Genomic DNA, 15074 nt, shown 5'->3' with positions numbered 1-15074 from the left:
AATTCAGACCCAGTGGTGGATCGGCCAGCCGGCCTTTTCCGCGTGCTCGCGCAGTACCGGATCCGGGTTCACCACCTGCGGGTACTCTACCTTGCTCAGCAATGGCAGGTCATTGCGCGAATCCGAATAGAAATACGCGCCGTCCAACGTCTCGCCTTCCTGTTCCAGCCATTCCAGCAAGCGGGTGATCTTGCCTTCGCGGTAAGTCAGTACGCCCACGGTCTGGCCGCTGTACACGCCATGGCTGACGTCCAGATCGATCCCCAGCACTTCGTCGATGCCGATGCGCGCGGCAATCGGCTTGACCAAATGCGTGCCCGACGCCGAAATCACCAGGATCCGGTCGCCATTGGCCCGGTGGCGGGCGATGGTCTTGGTGGCATCGCTGTAGATCAGCGGCTCGATCACGTCCTCGACCCACGGCTCCACCAGGTGTTCGATTTCTTCCGGTGTGCGGCCAATCATCGGCTCCAGGCTGAAGGTCATGAAGTCTTCCATCAGCAGCTTGCCCTGGCTGTAGGCGTCCATCAGTTCGTTGTTCTTGCGCATGAACGACTCAGGGTCGACCCAGCCCAGGCGGCCCATCTGCTCGCTCCACAGGGTGGCGCAGTCACCGTGGATGAGGGTGTCGTCCAGATCAAAAATTACCAATGCCATCGGTCACGCTCTCTCAATCAATCGTTGCATCAGGCTACTTCACACAAGGCACTTGGGTCGATGGACAGTGCCAGGCGTTGCCCGTCCGGGTGCAGGTCGTCGGCCGAACGGTTGAGCACGTCCACCACCAACTCCACGCCGCGCGCCTCGATGCGATAGCGGATTACGTTGCCCAGCAGGCTATGGCTGCGCACCAGCGCGTCGAGTTCGCCGCTGCGGCTCAGCTCGATGGCTTCCGGGCGAATGGCGATGCGGCTGTTGATCGGGCGTTGCAGCAGTTGGGTGGCCTTGTCGGCGTCCAGCAGGTTGTAGTTGCCGATAAAGCCCGCCGCGAACACATCCACCGGGGCGGTGTAGAGGGTTTCGGCGTCGCCGCTCTGCACGATCTTGCCCTGGTTCATCAGGAAGATGCGGTCAGACATGGTCAAGGCTTCTTCCTGGTCGTGGGTCACGAAGATGGTGGTCAGCCCCAGTTCACGCTGGATGTGGCGGATCTGTTCGCGCAGGTGCTTGCGAATCCGTGCATCGAGTGCCGACAGCGGTTCATCGAGCAGCAGCAGGCGTGGGCGGGTGACCAGCGAGCGGGCCAGGGCCACGCGCTGGCATTGGCCACCGGACATCTGGTGCGGGTAGCGGCCGGCCAGGTCCTTGAGTTCGACCAGTTGCAGCACTTCCTGCACGCGCTTGTGGCTGTCGTCAGCGTTGACCTTTTGCATGCGCAGGCCGAAGGCGACGTTCTGTTCCACGGTCATGTTGGGGAACAGCGCGTAGCTCTGGAACACCATGCCGATGTGTCGTTTCTGCGGGCTGAGCGGAACAATGTCCTGGCCATCCAGCAGGATTTTGCCGCTGTCCACCGGCGTGAGGCCGGCGATGCAACGCAGCAGGGTGGACTTGCCGCAACCGGACGGGCCGAGCAGGGTGACGAATTCGCCCTTGGCGATTTCGCAGTTGATGTCGCTGAACACCGGGGTGCCGGCGTAGCCTTTTTGCAAATGTTGGACGCTGACGAAGCTCATTGGCTTTTGTCCTTGTTCAAGATATTGGCGGCCCAGGTCAGCACCAGCACAAAGAAGAAATAGGAAATGACGACGGCACTGGTGAAGTGGCCGCTGCTGTTGCGCATATTGTTGAGGTACACCTGCAGGGTTTCGTAGCGGGTGCCTACCAGGATGTTGGCAAACACGAATTCGCCGAACAGGAATGAGAACGACAGCAGCAGGGCAACCATCAGACCTTTGCGCAGGTTGGGCAGCACCACCAGGATCGCGGCCTGCCAGGTGCTGGCGCCGAGCAGTTGGGAGGCGTCCATCAGGTCACGCAGGTTGATGGCTTGCAGGTTGTTGGTGATCGCGCGGTACATGAACGGCAGCGCCACGGTGAAGTAGCAACCGATCAATATCCACGGCGTGCCCACCATCGCTAACGGCCCGGAGCCGTACAGTTGCAGCAGGCCTACCGACGACACCACCGGCGGCACCGCGAAGGGCAGCAGGATCAGGATGTTCATCAAGGCGTCGAGCCTGGGGAAGTGGTAGTGCACCACGAACAGCAGCGGCAGGATCAGCACCACCGACAGGATCAGCGCACCCACGCACACCAGCAGCGACTGGCCGAAGGCGGCCAGGAAGCGCGGGTCGCTCCACAGTTGCACATACCATTTCACGGTAAAGCCGGCCGGCAGCACGGTGGCCGACCAACTGCTCGCAATGGAGTAGACAAAGGTGCCCACCAGCGGCAACACCAGGATCAGGAACAACAGATACACCACGACCCGATGGTAGAGGGTGGCCGGGCCGGCTTCAGCGCGAGACATGGTAGCTCCTCTTGAGCAGCAGTTGATGGACCACGGTGACCACGGTCATCAGCGCCACCAGCACCACGGCCAGGGCGCTGGCCATGTTCGGGTCCAGTGACACGTCGCCGGAGACCAGGCCCGCGATGCGGATCGGCAGTACGTTGAAATTGCCAGTGGTCAGTGCATACACCGTGGCGTAGGCGCCCAGCGCGTTGGCCAGCAGGATCACGAAGGTGCCCAGCAGCGCCGGCGTGAGCACGGGCAGGCCGATATGCCGCCAGAACTGCCAGCCATTGGCGCCCAGCAGGGCAGCCGACTCGCGCCAGTCTTCACGCAGTGCGTCGAAGGCCGGGTAGAGCAGCAACACACCGAGGGGAATCTGGAAGTAGGTGTACAGGATGATCAAGCCGGTTTTGGAATACAGGTTGAAGTCCTGGATGATCCCGGCCTGCTTGAGCATCAGGGTGATGCTGCCGTTGAAACCCAGCAGGATGATGAACGCGAACGCCAGGGGCACGCCGGCAAAGTTGCTGGTCATGTTGGCGAAGGCGGTGACGAAATTGCGCAGCGGCGAATCCACCCGGCGCAGGGAGTAGCTGCCCAGCGTGGCGATGATGATGCCGAAGACACTGGAATAGAAGCTGATCTCCAGGCTGAACTGGATGGCTTGCAGGTAGAACTTCGAACTGAAGATGCGCGTGAAGTTTTCCAGGCCCCAGCCGGCTTCCTCGGTTTGCAGGCTGTTGATCAGCACCCACACCAGCGGGGCAATTTCGAACACGATAAAGAACAGCGCGAACGGCACCAGGCACAGCAGCGCCAGCCATTTACCACGGGTCATTTCAACAGCTCCCGGCATACAGGTTTGTCGTGGGGCACGCCCAGTAGTTCGCAGACGGTGCCGCACAGTTCGGTCTGCCGGGGCGCGGCATTGGCCTCCAGGCTGAAGGCATCGCCAAGGACGAACAACGGCACTTCGCGCTCTTCCGGCAGCAGGCCGTTGTGGGAGCGGTCGTTGTTCATGCCATGGTCGGCCGTCACCAGCACCTGGTAGCCGGCGTCGAGCCAGCCTTGCAGGTAGTCGGCGAGGATGATATCGGCCGAGCGTGCGCTGTTGCGGTACTGCGGTGTGTCGAGGCCGTGCTTGTGCCCGGCGTCGTCGATGTTCATCGGGTGCACCACCAGGAAGTTCGGCGCGTGTTTGCGGCGCAGGCTTTCGGCGTCGGCGAACAGGTGGGAATCGGGGTAGTGGTCATTCCAGTAGAAATGCCCGTGCTGGATCGCCAGCGCCTTGTCGTCGGTATGACGATCACGGGCGGCGATAAAGGGCGTGCGGTTATACAACTCGCTGACCCAGTGGTAGGCCGCCGCCGCTGTGGTGAGGCCGGCGTCGGTGGCGTAATGGAAAATGCTGCGTTGGTTGGACAGGCGTGAAACATGGTTGTGCACGATACCGCTCTGGATCGGTGGCACGCCGGTCAGGATGCATTCATACAACGGGCGGGACAGGGCGGGCAGTTCACATTCCAGCTTGTAGAGCGCTGCGCGTCCTGCGCCGACATAGGCCTGCAAGTGCCCCATGGCGTGCCGCGCAACCTCGAAGTTCAGGCCGTCGAGCACGACAAGGATGACATTGTGCTTCATGGGGGCTGGAGCTCCGCAACAGGTGGTTTGACTCAAATTCTCTGGCGTAACCGGGTCAAAATGTGGGAGCTGGCTTGCCTGCGATAGCGGCGTATCAGTCGACATAGAGGCTGAATGTCAGACCGCTATCGCAGGCAAGCCAGCTCCCACACCGGCCGCATTTCAGGCAGTGAGCCTGATTACTTCATTTCTACGATGACTTGCTCGTTCCACAGCTGAGGCAGCTTCTTGGAAGTCGCTTCCCAGGCATCGGCATCCTTGATCGGCTGCGGATTGGCCTTGGTGTACTGCTCGCCCGGGATCAGGTTCTTGGCGATATCGGCCGGCAGTTTCAGGTCGGTTTCAGCACGGATAGGACGCGCATTGCCCTTGGCCAGGTTGAGTTGGCCGGCATCGCTGAAGATATATTCGCGGGTCAGCTTGGCGGCGTTCGGGTGCTTGGCGTATTTGTTGATGATGGTGGTGTAGCCGGACTTCACCGAACCGTCCGATGGGATCAGCACCACGTAGTCATCCGGGTTGGCCATCTTGGCCTTGTAGCTCAGGCCGTTGAAGTCCCAGACCACGCCCACTTCGACTTCGCCTTTTTCCATGGTGGCGATGGTCGGGTTGGACAGCGAGAGACGGCCTTGCTGGGCGATCTTGGTGAAGAACTGCAGACCAGGGGCGATGTTCTTTTCGTCGCCTTTATTGGCGATGGCGGCGGCCAGTACGCCGTTGGCCGCCTGGGCCGCGGTGCTCACGTCACCGATGGAGACCTTGTACTTGCCTTTTTGCAGGTCAGCCCAGCTGGTGGGCACTTCCGAACCGTGCAGCAGCTTCTTGTTGACGATAAAGGCGATGGTGCCGGTGTAGGCCAGCGCCCAGTGACCGTCCTTGTCTTTTGCCCAATCCGGCACCTGGGCCCAGGTGGACGGTTTGTACGGCTGGGTCACGTCTTGCTTCACCGCAATCGGACCGAAGGCTGCGCCCACGTCGCCGATGTCGGCGCTGGCGTTGTCTTTTTCAGCCTTGAACTTGGCGATTTCCTGGGCCGAGCTCATGTCGGTGTCGATGTGCTTGAGGCCGTAGGTCTTGGCCAGGTCTTCCCAGGTGCCTTTCCAGTTGGCCCAGTCATCGGGCATGCCGACGCTGTTGACGGCGCCTTCCGCTTTCGCGGCAGCTTCCAGGGTTTTCAAATCGGTATCAGCAGCCATGGCGGCGGTGCACATGGCAATGGTCGAGCCTAACAGTGATGCCAGGAAAAGCTGTTTCATCCGAAGCTCCTTTGGGCGTTTTCAACGCTGCGTTTTTGTCGACGTTTGCGGTGGTGTTGGTCTAGGTCAGCAATACCTGAGCCAATCTAGGCGTGCCTGATGACAGTTTCATGTCGATGTCGTTTTTAAATCGCGGATGTCGCTGGTCGCAGAGTGAGCGTAGACCATGCCCAAATGCCCGCAGGCACTCGACTTGGCCGATGTATTGCAGAGTGTGGGGCAGGGGCGTGAGAGGGGCTGTCATCTGTCGGTCATCTGTAATGCCTAGGCTGGCAGGCAACAGCTCAAGCCCTGATAGAGCGCGGTTTGTGCACCGAAGCGGTGCTGGTCTAGTCCAGATAGGTAACATTGATGCGTGATGAGGCAATCAAGGCGGTGACATCCATCGGCCTGGCGCTGCAAGAGCAGATCGACCACGGCCTGTTGCCGCCTGCGAGTAAATTGCCCGCCGAGCGCAAGCTCAGCGAGTTGTTTGGTACCACTCGCATTACGGTGCGGGAAGCCTTGTTACAGCTGGAGGCCCAGGGGCAGATCTATCGCGAGGAGCGCCGCGGCTGGTTTGTCTCGCCACCCCGGCTGGCCTATAACCTGATGCAGCGCAGCCACTTTCACGCGATGGTCAGCGACCAGGGGCGGGTGCCGTCCACCGAGGTGATTTCCGCGCGGCTGCAGCCGGCGTCGGCAGCGGTGTGTGCGTGGTTGCAGTTGCCGGCATTGTCCAGCGTGATCCAGGTGTGCCGGGGCCGGCGCATTGATGGGCGTTTAGTGCTGTATGTGGAGCACTACCTCAACCCGCAGTATTTTCCGGGGATTCTGGAGTGCGACTTGAATCAGTCGATGACTGAGTTGTATGCCCGTCAATATGACTTGCACTACGGGCGGGTGCGTTTTGAAATTGTGCCGACGTCTCTGCCCGTGGAAGCCGCCGCCGCGTTGCGCGTGTCGGTGGGCAGCCCGGGCTTGCGCATTGCCCGGGTCAATTACGATCAGCATCAGCGCTTGATCGACTGCGATCTGGAGTTCTGGCGGCATGACGCCATCCACGTCGGTGTCGACGTCGCTTAATCACGCCACATTCCCTGTAGGAGCCGGCTTGCCGGCGATGAGGCCTTCAGATTTGGCGGCGATGTTAGGGACGCCATCGCCGGCAAGCCGGCTCCTACAAGGTTAAGGTGTCAGGGCTTTGATCAGTGAGTCGGTGTTGGTGGTGAGTTCCTCCACCGGGTCTGCGCCGTCTACGTTCAAGACCAGTAATTGCGAGCCACCTGCCTCGATGGCCGCCTTCACCGCCTCACTCGGCTGACGATGGTGCAACACCACCGCCACGTCGTTCTCCTTCAATTCGGCACTGAGCTTTTGCAAGGCCTTGGGCGTCCAGTCGGCGTCCGGCCGTGCATCTGTGCTCACTAATTCCAGGTTCAGGCTGCTGACCAGGTAGGCGAAGTGATCGCTCAAGCTGACCACCGTAAGGTTATCCGCCTTGGCCAGCCGCGCTTCACTGTCTGCGGTGAGCTTGAGGAGACGCTGTTTGAGGGCGGCGAGGTTGGCGTCGATCGTGGGCTTGGCGTCGGGCGCCAGGCGGCTGAGGTCGGCGGCGAGCACGTCGGCCATACGCCCCAGGTTGTTGCTCGATTGCCACGGCTGGCTGTTCAGGCCATCGGTGCTGCCGGGTTGCACGGCAATGCCCGGCAAACCGCCGTCCACCGGGCGTGCGGCATCCACTTCGACGATGCGGATATTGCTGCGCCGCGCCACCGGGTACAGCGGGTCATCCGCCCACAGCGAACGCAAGCCAATGGCGGCGTCGGCGTCCTGTGCCAGCTTGCTCAAAGCCGGCGCGCCACGGCCGGTGAAATAGGACACTTGCCGCGAACCGGGCAGGTTGGCCGGGGCGGCGCGTTCGAGCTGTACGGCGGTGCCTTTGAGCAGCACTTCAGCCAGGCCGTAGGTGATCGGCAAGGAGGCCAGTACCTTGACCGGTTTTGCCGCTTGGGCAACTGGTTTGGCCGCTTCAGCCGCCATCAGTGGCGTGGTGAACAAGCAAGCGATGGCCAGGGCCAGAGGATGAAGAACGGAGCGCATTATCCAAGATTCCCTTTGAGGCTGGGCACGGTGCCGCGCGCGATGGCGGCAAAGGCGAAGGCGATACCGGCCACGAGGATGATCGCGGCACCGGACGGGATGGGTAGGTCGAAGATGATCGGCAGCAGGATCCCGCACAGCGTGCTGACCGTGGCAATGATCACCGAGACCCAGAAGAAACCCTTGAGCGACTGGCTCAGCAGGCGCGCTGCGGCGGCGGGGATGACCAGCAGGGCGCCCACCAGGATCGCGCCGATGACCTTGACCGCCGCCACGGTGATCAGCGTCACCAGGATCACAAACAGATAATCCAGGGTCTTTACCGCCACCCCGCGCACCGCCGCCAGTTGCGGATTGAAGCTGGCAAGCATGATGCGGTTGTACAGCGGCAACGCCAACGCCATGACCAGCGAGCCAACAACCGCCAGCACCAGCAGGTCGTTGCCATTCACCGTCAACACCGAACCGAACAGTACGTTCTCCAGAATATGCACGTTGATCTTGCCCGCCAGGATCAGCAGCAGGCTGGCGCCCAGGGCCAGGGACACCGAGAGGAACACGCCGATCAAGGTGTCGGGCGCCAACCCGGTGCGGTTGCGCAGGTAGTTGAGCAGGATGCCGAACAGCAGGCAGTACCCGAACAGGGCGCCATAGGGCCCGGTGTAGGGTTCACCCAGCAGGATGCCGACGGCCACGCCGGTGAGTGCCGCGTGGCCGACCGCTTCGGAGAAAAACGCAAAGCGCTTGACCACCACCAACGTACCCAGGCCGCCCAGTACCGGGCCGATCAGCAGGCCGGCGAGCAGGGCGTTGACCACAAAACCATAGGCCAGCGCTTCCGGCAGGTATCCGGAAGAAGCCCAGCCCTGGACCATCAGGCGAAACGCTTCATAACTCATTGCACCGGGCTCCGAGGGTGGGTGGAGAACAGGGTCAGCAGGCGGTCCGGGGTCAACGCTTCCTTCGGCGTAGCGTCGAACAGCACACGACGGTTCAGGCCGGTGACGCGATCGGCCAGGCGGCCCACGGCTTCCAGGTCATGCTCGATCCACAACACGGTGATGCCGGCCAGGCGCCAGTCATTGAGCAGGCGTTCGAACACCTGGATCCCTGCCTCGTCGAGCGCCGACATCGGCTCATCCAGTACCAGCAGTTGCGGCGCCGGGATCAAGCCCTGGGCCAGCAGCACGCGCTGGCGTTCACCGCCAGACAGCGCGCCCATGCGGCGTTTGCGCTTGTCCTGCATGCCGACACGCTCCAGCGCATCGCCAATCGCCCCGGCGTAGTGCCGCGATAGCCCGAGAAATGCCGGGCGGCGCTGGCACATGGCGGCCATGAAGTCGTCGACGGTCATGGGTAGGCCCCGGTCAAACTCCAGCGCCTGGGGCACGTAGCCGATGGTGCCGGGCGTAGTCGGCCAGTGCAGGCGCAGTTGGCCCTGATGCGGCGTCTGCCCCAGCAGGGTCTTGATCAGCGAGCTTTTGCCGCCGCCGTTCGGGCCCACCAGCGCATGGATGCTGCCGGGCTGCACCTGGAATTTCACGCCGTCCAGGATGGTGGTGCGGCCCAGGGTCAGCGACACCGCGTCGAAGTCGAGGGTCGGGCCAACGCTGGCCACGCTCAGGTGTTCGGCCGCGGTCATGAGCCTGACTCCTGGATGGCCCGCACCACCGTGTTGAGGTTGCCGGTCATCTCCACTTCGTATTTTTCAGGGGTGTATTCGCCGTAGGAGATATGCGAAAGCGGGTACAGCTTGACTCCCGACTCACGCTGGATGGTGTCGACATAGGTGGACGGGAAATCCATCTCCGAGAAGATCACCTTCACATCCAGGGCGCGCAGTTCGTCGATGGTCTTTTTCAGCTGGCTGGGGCTGGGCTCGATGCCGTGGGCCGGTTCGACCACGGCCGTCACTTCCAGGCCAAACTCGCGCAGCAGGTAATCGTAGGCCGCGTGCACGGTGGCCACACGCAGGTCCGGGTTCGGCGCGCTGGTCAACTTGGCCAGTGCATCGGCCCGCATCTGGCGCAGGCGTTTGCCGTAGGTGCGGGCGTTCTGGGTGTAGGTCTTGGCGTTGTCCGGGTCGAGCTTGCCCAGTTCGCGGGCGATGTTGTTCACCTGGGCAATCGAGGCACTGATCGACAAAAAGGTGTGCGGGTTGACCACCTTGCCTGCGCCACGCGCCGCGTTACCGGTGGCCGCCAGCAACGGCACGTTGGCGTTGGCTTCGATCACCGGGATGTCCGGACGCTCGCTGGTGGCGATCATGCGGTCGGCGAAGTCGTCATGGCCGACGCCGTTGAGCACGATCACGTCCAGGGTGCCGATGCGCTTGATGTCTTCGGCGCGCGGTTCGTAAGCATGGGGGTTGAAGCCGGCCGGGATCAGCGGCACCACGTCGGCCTTGTCGCCGACGATATTGGCCACGTAGCTGTAATAAGGGTGCAGGGTGATGCCGATTCGCAGGCGCTTGGCCGCCTCGGCGTTCGCCAGGGGGGTGAGCATCAGGCTGATAAGGCCGACCAGCAACAGACGCAACAACGGGGATGAAATGGACATGGGCACTCGGTCTTCTCGTTCAGTGACGGTGCTGGCGGGTGACGCCGGCATCGAATTGCGTGACCACCTGCTTCCAGCCGGCCGCGATCAGTGCCGGGTCGGTCAGGTCGGAAGGGGGCGCGAGGTTGGCCTGGCGGTTGAGCCACACATCCGGCTCGCCATCGTGCACGCGCATCAGCAGCGAGCCACTGGTGGCGGGCGCCTGGCTCACGCCCAGGTAGGCCGACGGCGCAAGCAGTTGCCAGCGATGATCGCCACGGCTGACCGAACTGGCGTCCTTGGCAAACGGTGCAAAGCCTTCTTCGGCCAATTGCTGCGGCGTCGGCAGGGCGCTTTGCTCCTGTTGCAGCAGTTGAATCTCGTCCAGGGTCACCCGCAGGTCGGCGTAGATCCCTTGTTCGGCTGCGCTCAGGTCGCGGCGCGCGTCCAACTGGTGGCTGGGCACGGCGGCGACTTCCTGGCTTTCGCCATGCAGGGCAATCACCGAACCGGCCACGGCGAGGATGATCAGGCACAACAGCAGCACATAGAGGGTTTCGTGGCCGGCCCCGGCGGGGCGTACAACCTGTGTGGTACTCATTGCGGCTGGATATCCGCTTGGTCGATCTCAACGACGTGGCCGGGGCCAGCGTCGAACAGCACATAGAACTCGGCCGAGGGCTTCTTGAAGGTCAGGGTCGAGTCCTGACCGAGCTTGCCCGGCAACAGGACGGTTTCGTCGTAGCCGATCACGTCCAGGGTCACGCCGGGCGCGCCGCTGCCGTCGGAGAAGCCGCCGGTGCACTGGATCTGCTCACCGGCAATTTCCTTGCACTCGCACATCGGGTTGTGGGCCAGGGCCACGGTACTGAACCCGGCGCACAGCACTAGCAATACGCGGGATAGGCGCTTCAACGTCATGGTTTGACTCCTTGCTTGTTCAGCCAGGCAATAGTGGCAGGCGAGGCCTGGCTCAGCGGGATGGAACCCTGGTGCATCGTGCCGTCCCAGCCTTCCATGGTGACCCACAGTTCGGCGTCGGCCGGGGTGCGCTCCGGCACTGGCAACATCGCGCCCATGCGGTACGGCGTGCCAAAGAAGATCACCCCGGCTGCCCGCAGGCTGCGGGGCTTGCCGATACGCAGGTAAGTGGCCTTGACCTGTTCGGCGCAGGAGGCGCACAGGGCGGCGTTGAAAAACTTCATCGGGCCGGCCGGGTCGGGGCGCGGGCCTTCATTGCGAAATTCGGCGAGGGTCAGGCTCCAGGGCCCGACCTGCACTTCACCTGCCACCCGTTCGCCGATGCCGGTGTCGCCTCGGAACAACGCAGCGTCGGCAAAGTATTTGGGCATGAAGCCCAGCGGTACCAACAACAGCAGCACATTGATATGGAAGCGCCATTTCAGCCAAAAGGCCCGCAGTGGCGAAGGGGGTACAGCAGCGGCGACCTTGCTCATCGGTTGCCCTCCGTGGTTTCAATGCTCATGGCCGGTATAGGAGCTGCCTGGCGCGGGGCTTTGGCACTGCGCTTGAGGGCGTTGAGGGTGGCCAGGGCCGTGCGTTTGGTCCAGATCAGCAAGCCGCTCAGCACCATCATGCTTAACAGCAGGCCGAAGAAAGCCCAGATCAGCTTGACCCACAAACCGCCGAAGTCGCCGGTGTGCAGCGGGCGCATGGACTCGGTGACAAACTCCAGCGTCGAGCGGTTGGACAGCAGGTGCGACACCGCCACTTCGCCGTTATAGGGGTTGATCTGTGCGGTCTGGTACATCAACGGGTACCAGCCCCGGCCGCCGATCTGCAGGTGGCTGTAGGCATTGAGTGGCAAGACCACAAAGCTGGTTTCCAGCCCCGGGATGCGCTGGCTGGCAATTTCGATGGCTTCGTCCAGGGGAATCATCGGTGAAGGCACGCCGGGGGCGGACATCGGTACTTTCTCCCGGGCGATCACTGGCACGATGGGCTCGCTGGAGATGGAGATCTGGTTGTCGCCCAGGATTGCCTGGATCAGGAACCAGGTGCCGGTGATGGAAATGACCGCGATGAACCAGATCGACCAGATCCCGCTCAGGCGGTGGAAGTCGCCCCAGAAGATCCGCGCGCCGTGGCGGATGCGCAGGGTAGGGCGCAGGAAGCCTTTCCAGAAGCGTTTGTACACCACCAGCCCGGTGACCAGCGAGGCCAGCAACGGCAGGCCGAGCAATGACACCAGGTACCAGCCCCAGCTGTAGCCATTGGTGAATGGCACCAACCACCAGCCGTGCAAGGCGCGGGTAAATTGCTTGAAGTCGAACGACGGGCTGATGCCCTGGATGGCCCCGGTGTACGGGTTGACGTAGACGGTTACGGAGCGCCCGTCGGGATAGCTGAGTTCGGTGCTCAGGGCAAAGTGCGACTCATCCGGGCGAATGATCGACTGCACGATGACCTGGGGTTCGGCGCGCTTGATCGCGCTGATCACCTGGTCATAGCTGAGTGGCTCGGCGTCATCCGACGGCTTGCTGGCGCGGATGTCCGGGTTGGCCAGCCAGACGATTTCCTGGCTGACCACCGCCAGGGTGCCGGTGATGCAGACGATCAGTACAAAGAACCAGATGGGCAATGCCAGCCAACTGTGTACGAGAAACCAGAGTTTTGAGCGTGACTTCTTCGACATGTGAATGAGGGTCTTGATCGGAGGGGGGCAAAGAAGGCCCGGAAAAGGCCGGTCGTAGCTTTTGCTGACGCGACGGGCTGTATCTAAGTTAAGACGGATGAGAAGGGCAAATCCCTAAGCCGGATATGAAAGAAATTGTTTCAGGCTCACATTCAGCGTGGTTTGCCGCCGCGATCGAACACGAAACATGTTCCAAGCCATCACCCAGGCGCCATTGATGGGGCGGGGCGGCTGGGTAGGATGGGCTCATACCGTTGTGTGAGCGCCTACAAAAATGAGCCTAGAAAAAATGCCTGCCAGAACCCTCTACGACAAACACATCGATTCCCACACGGTGTGCCCCCTGGATGATCAGGGCCATGTCCTGCTGTACATCGATCGCCAGGTGATCAACGAATACACCAGCCCCCAGGCGTTCAGCGGCCTGCGCGAGGCTGGCCGTGACGTATGGCGCCCCGGCACGGCGCTGGCGGTGGTTGACCATGTGAACCCCACCACGCCACAGCGCATTGCGGCCATGCCCGATGCGGGCGGCGCGCGGCAGGTGTCGTACCTGGCGGAGAACTGCCGGGATTTCGGCATCGAACTGCTGGACATCCTCGACAAACGCCAAGGCATCGAGCACGTGATTGCCCCGGAACAGGGCTTTATCCTGCCGGGCATGGTGATTGCCGCCGGTGACAGCCACACCACCACCTACGGCGCCCTCGGGGCTTTCGGGTTTGGCATCGGCACCTCGGAAATCGAGCACCTGCTGGCCTCGCAGACGCTGGTCTACAAGCGCCTTAAAACCATGCGCGTGACGGTCGACGGGGCGTTGGCCAAGGGCTTGACCTCCAAGGACGTGATCATGGCGCTGATCGGCAAGATCGGTGCCTCCGGTGCCACCGGCTATGCCATCGAGTTTCGCGGCGCCACCATCGACGCGTTGAGCGTCGAGGCGCGCATGACCATCTGCAACATGGCGGTGGAAGCCGGGGCGCGCGGTGCGTTCATGGCGCCGGACGAAAAAGTCTTCGCCTACCTCAAGGGCAAGCCGCGCGCGCCAAAGGGCGAGCTGTGGGAACAGGCGCTGGTGGGCTGGCGCCAACTGCATTCGGACGCCGACGCAGTGTTCGACCAGGAAGTGCATCTGGACGCCAGCACCCTGGAACCCATGGTCACCTGGGGCACCAGCCCCGACCAGGCTGCGCCGATTGGCGCCCGCGTCCCGGACCCGCAGGACGTCAGCGACCTGATCCTGCGCCAGGACATGCGCCGCGCCCTCAACTACATGGGCCTGGAGGCCGGCATGCCGCTGAGCGACATCGTCATCAGCCATGCGTTTATCGGCTCCTGCACCAACGCCCGTATCGAAGACCTGCGCGACGCCGCCAGCGTGGTGCGTGGCAAGCACGTGGCTGACCATGTGCGGGCGATGATCGTGCCGGGCTCCACCGAAGTGCGCGACCAGGCCGAGGCCGAAGGGCTGGCGGCGATCTTTATTGAGGCTGGTTTTGAATGGCGCCAGTCAGGCTGCTCGATGTGCCTGGCAATGAACGATGACGTACTGGCCCCGGGCGACCGCTGCGCCTCCAGCACCAACCGCAACTTCGAAGGCCGCCAGGGCGCGGGGGCGCGTACCCACCTGATGAGCCCGGCGATGGTCGCTGCCGCAGCGATCACCGGCCGCCTCACCGATATCCGCCACTTTGGAGACCGCCCATGAGCCTGCAACCGTTTACCCGCATCACCGGCAAGGCCGCGCCCATGCTGGCGGCGAATATCGACACCGACGTGATCATGCCCAAGCAGTTTCTCAAGGGCATCGACCGCAGTGGGCTGGATCGTGGTTTGTTTTTTGACCTGCGTTTCTTGCCCTCCGGCGAGCCCAACCCCGCGTTCGTGCTGAACCAACCGGCCTGGCAAGGGGCGAGTTTCCTGGTGGTGGGGCCGAACTTTGGTTGCGGCTCCAGCCGTGAACACGCGGTGTGGGGGTTGAAACAGACCGGGATTCGCGCGCTGATCGGCAGCAGTTTTGCCGGGATTTTCTACGATAACTGCCAGCGTAATGGGGTGTTGTTGATCACGCTGGAGGAGGCGGTGTTGCAGAAACTGGGGCAGGTTGTGAGCCAGCCCGAGCAGGCGCAGATCAGTGTGGACCTGGAGGCCCAGGCCATTCATTTGGCCGATGGCCAGGTGATTCCCTTCCAGATCGACACCTTGCGCAAAACCGCCTTGCTGCTGGGACTGGATGCAATCGGGAGCACCCTACAGCGCAGCGAGCAGATCAAAGCGTTCGAACGCCAACACCTGCAAGCCAACCCCTGGCTCAACTGACAAACCTCGGTCCAAATGTGGGAGCTGGCTTGCCTGCGAAAGCGGTGGGTCAGCTTACTCATCTTTCACTGATACACCGCCATCGCAGGCAAGCCAGCTCCCACAGTTGATCGGGTTTACATCT

The 15074-nt window shown here is 62.5% G+C and carries 17 protein-coding genes; 3 read left to right on the top strand and 14 right to left on the bottom strand.

Going from position 1 to position 15074, the window contains the following annotated elements:
• Positions 1-3 precede the first annotated feature (3 nt).
• The 6 genes from AC07SU_RS24280 to AC07SU_RS24255 all read right to left on the bottom strand — a co-directional run bounded on the left by AC07SU_RS24280 (position 4) and on the right by AC07SU_RS24255 (position 5355).
• Complete coding sequence (locus AC07SU_RS24280; RefSeq protein ID WP_176996423.1) at positions 4-657, bottom strand: HAD family hydrolase; 654 nt, start codon at positions 655-657, stop codon at positions 4-6.
• A gap of 29 nt (positions 658-686) precedes the next feature.
• Entirely contained in the window at positions 687-1676 is a 990-nt protein-coding gene (locus AC07SU_RS24275) for an ABC transporter ATP-binding protein (RefSeq protein ID WP_176996422.1), read from the bottom strand.
• On the bottom strand, positions 1673-2473 hold the full coding sequence (locus AC07SU_RS24270) for an ABC transporter permease (protein ID WP_176996421.1): 801 nt from the start codon (positions 2471-2473) through the stop codon (positions 1673-1675). The genes AC07SU_RS24275 and AC07SU_RS24270 overlap by 4 nt, the downstream gene beginning before the upstream one ends.
• Positions 2460-3296 (bottom strand): ABC transporter permease, encoded by an 837-nt coding sequence (locus AC07SU_RS24265; RefSeq protein WP_371319350.1) that lies wholly within the window; start codon positions 3294-3296, stop codon positions 2460-2462. Before AC07SU_RS24265 ends, AC07SU_RS24270 begins: the two co-directional genes overlap by 14 nt.
• Positions 3293-4099 (bottom strand): alkaline phosphatase family protein, encoded by an 807-nt coding sequence (locus tag AC07SU_RS24260; RefSeq protein WP_494998460.1) that lies wholly within the window; start codon positions 4097-4099, stop codon positions 3293-3295. Before AC07SU_RS24260 ends, AC07SU_RS24265 begins: the two co-directional genes overlap by 4 nt.
• Before the next feature lie 179 nt (positions 4100-4278).
• On the bottom strand, positions 4279-5355 hold the full coding sequence (locus tag AC07SU_RS24255) for an ABC transporter substrate-binding protein (RefSeq protein ID WP_071496158.1): 1077 nt from the start codon (positions 5353-5355) through the stop codon (positions 4279-4281).
• 351 nt (positions 5356-5706) lie between these two features.
• Between AC07SU_RS24255 and AC07SU_RS24250 the strand changes: the two genes are divergently transcribed.
• Positions 5707-6420, top strand: coding sequence for a UTRA domain-containing protein (locus tag AC07SU_RS24250; protein WP_176996418.1), 714 nt, complete (start codon positions 5707-5709; stop codon positions 6418-6420).
• A gap of 102 nt (positions 6421-6522) precedes the next feature.
• On the opposite strand, the gene AC07SU_RS24245 is transcribed toward AC07SU_RS24250, so the two are convergent.
• The 8 genes from AC07SU_RS24245 to AC07SU_RS24210 are packed head-to-tail and all read right to left on the bottom strand — an operon-like array spanning position 6523 to position 12631.
• Positions 6523-7437: a metal ABC transporter substrate-binding protein gene (locus tag AC07SU_RS24245; RefSeq protein WP_494998459.1), complete on the bottom strand. Its 915-nt coding sequence runs from the start codon at positions 7435-7437 to the stop codon at positions 6523-6525.
• On the bottom strand, positions 7437-8336 hold the full coding sequence (locus AC07SU_RS24240; RefSeq protein ID WP_494998458.1) for a metal ABC transporter permease: 900 nt from the start codon (positions 8334-8336) through the stop codon (positions 7437-7439). Before AC07SU_RS24240 ends, AC07SU_RS24245 begins: the two co-directional genes overlap by 1 nt.
• Entirely contained in the window at positions 8333-9079 is a 747-nt protein-coding gene (locus tag AC07SU_RS24235; RefSeq protein ID WP_176996415.1) for a metal ABC transporter ATP-binding protein, read from the bottom strand. The genes AC07SU_RS24240 and AC07SU_RS24235 overlap by 4 nt, the downstream gene beginning before the upstream one ends.
• Positions 9076-9996, bottom strand: a complete 921-nt coding sequence (locus tag AC07SU_RS24230) for a metal ABC transporter substrate-binding protein (protein WP_494998457.1) — start codon at positions 9994-9996, stop codon at positions 9076-9078. The genes AC07SU_RS24235 and AC07SU_RS24230 overlap by 4 nt, the downstream gene beginning before the upstream one ends.
• A gap of 19 nt (positions 9997-10015) precedes the next feature.
• Positions 10016-10576 (bottom strand): DUF6162 family protein, encoded by a 561-nt coding sequence (locus AC07SU_RS24225; RefSeq protein ID WP_494998456.1) that lies wholly within the window; start codon positions 10574-10576, stop codon positions 10016-10018.
• Positions 10573-10896, bottom strand: coding sequence for a hypothetical protein (locus tag AC07SU_RS24220; RefSeq protein WP_494998455.1), 324 nt, complete (start codon positions 10894-10896; stop codon positions 10573-10575). The genes AC07SU_RS24225 and AC07SU_RS24220 overlap by 4 nt, the downstream gene beginning before the upstream one ends.
• Positions 10893-11432, bottom strand: a complete 540-nt coding sequence (locus AC07SU_RS24215) for a PA2404 family protein (RefSeq protein ID WP_494998454.1) — start codon at positions 11430-11432, stop codon at positions 10893-10895. Before AC07SU_RS24215 ends, AC07SU_RS24220 begins: the two co-directional genes overlap by 4 nt.
• The gene (locus tag AC07SU_RS24210; protein ID WP_494998453.1) at positions 11429-12631 is read right to left on the bottom strand and encodes a PepSY-associated TM helix domain-containing protein; all 1203 of its coding nucleotides are present in this window, start codon (positions 12629-12631) and stop codon (positions 11429-11431) included. The genes AC07SU_RS24215 and AC07SU_RS24210 overlap by 4 nt, the downstream gene beginning before the upstream one ends.
• A 289-nt stretch (positions 12632-12920) precedes the next feature.
• Between AC07SU_RS24210 and leuC the strand changes: the two genes are divergently transcribed.
• Positions 12921-14339 carry a 3-isopropylmalate dehydratase large subunit gene (gene leuC, locus AC07SU_RS24205; RefSeq protein ID WP_494998452.1) on the top strand — a complete coding sequence of 473 codons (1419 nt, stop codon included), beginning with the start codon at positions 12921-12923 and terminating at the stop codon, positions 14337-14339.
• On the top strand, positions 14336-14950 hold the full coding sequence (gene leuD, locus AC07SU_RS24200; protein WP_494998451.1) for a 3-isopropylmalate dehydratase small subunit: 615 nt from the start codon (positions 14336-14338) through the stop codon (positions 14948-14950). Before leuC ends, leuD begins: the two co-directional genes overlap by 4 nt.
• Positions 14951-15074: the final 124 nt, after the last annotated feature.

The sequence above is a fragment of the Pseudomonas sp. GW821-FHT05H12 genome (assembly GCF_059419385.1).
Note: the sequence above shows the minus strand (reverse complement) of the source record. Positions and strands in the feature narration are given on the sequence as shown.

What these genes read in the sequence shown, in the direction of transcription:
- AC07SU_RS24210 (WP_494998453.1), bottom strand. Translation starts at nt 12,631, where the DNA reads ATGTCGAAGAAGTCACGCTCAAAACTCTGGTTTCTCGTACACAGTTGG.
- AC07SU_RS24230 (WP_494998457.1), bottom strand. Translation starts at nt 9,996, where the DNA reads ATGTCCATTTCATCCCCGTTGTTGCGTCTGTTGCTGGTCGGCCTTATC.
- AC07SU_RS24240 (WP_494998458.1), bottom strand. Translation starts at nt 8,336, where the DNA reads ATGAGTTATGAAGCGTTTCGCCTGATGGTCCAGGGCTGGGCTTCTTCC.
- AC07SU_RS24275 (WP_176996422.1), bottom strand. Translation starts at nt 1,676, where the DNA reads ATGAGCTTCGTCAGCGTCCAACATTTGCAAAAAGGCTACGCCGGCACC.
- AC07SU_RS24250 (WP_176996418.1), top strand. Translation starts at nt 5,707, where the DNA reads ATGCGTGATGAGGCAATCAAGGCGGTGACATCCATCGGCCTGGCGCTG.
- AC07SU_RS24245 (WP_494998459.1), bottom strand. Translation starts at nt 7,437, where the DNA reads ATGCGCTCCGTTCTTCATCCTCTGGCCCTGGCCATCGCTTGCTTGTTC.
- AC07SU_RS24270 (WP_176996421.1), bottom strand. Translation starts at nt 2,473, where the DNA reads ATGTCTCGCGCTGAAGCCGGCCCGGCCACCCTCTACCATCGGGTCGTG.
- leuC (WP_494998452.1), top strand. Translation starts at nt 12,921, where the DNA reads ATGCCTGCCAGAACCCTCTACGACAAACACATCGATTCCCACACGGTG.
- leuD (WP_494998451.1), top strand. Translation starts at nt 14,336, where the DNA reads ATGAGCCTGCAACCGTTTACCCGCATCACCGGCAAGGCCGCGCCCATG.
- AC07SU_RS24260 (WP_494998460.1), bottom strand. Translation starts at nt 4,099, where the DNA reads ATGAAGCACAATGTCATCCTTGTCGTGCTCGACGGCCTGAACTTCGAG.
- AC07SU_RS24265 (WP_371319350.1), bottom strand. Translation starts at nt 3,296, where the DNA reads ATGACCCGTGGTAAATGGCTGGCGCTGCTGTGCCTGGTGCCGTTCGCG.
- AC07SU_RS24225 (WP_494998456.1), bottom strand. Translation starts at nt 10,576, where the DNA reads ATGAGTACCACACAGGTTGTACGCCCCGCCGGGGCCGGCCACGAAACC.
- AC07SU_RS24215 (WP_494998454.1), bottom strand. Translation starts at nt 11,432, where the DNA reads ATGAGCAAGGTCGCCGCTGCTGTACCCCCTTCGCCACTGCGGGCCTTT.
- AC07SU_RS24255 (WP_071496158.1), bottom strand. Translation starts at nt 5,355, where the DNA reads ATGAAACAGCTTTTCCTGGCATCACTGTTAGGCTCGACCATTGCCATG.
- AC07SU_RS24220 (WP_494998455.1), bottom strand. Translation starts at nt 10,896, where the DNA reads ATGACGTTGAAGCGCCTATCCCGCGTATTGCTAGTGCTGTGCGCCGGG.
- AC07SU_RS24235 (WP_176996415.1), bottom strand. Translation starts at nt 9,079, where the DNA reads ATGACCGCGGCCGAACACCTGAGCGTGGCCAGCGTTGGCCCGACCCTC.
- AC07SU_RS24280 (WP_176996423.1), bottom strand. Translation starts at nt 657, where the DNA reads ATGGCATTGGTAATTTTTGATCTGGACGACACCCTCATCCACGGTGAC.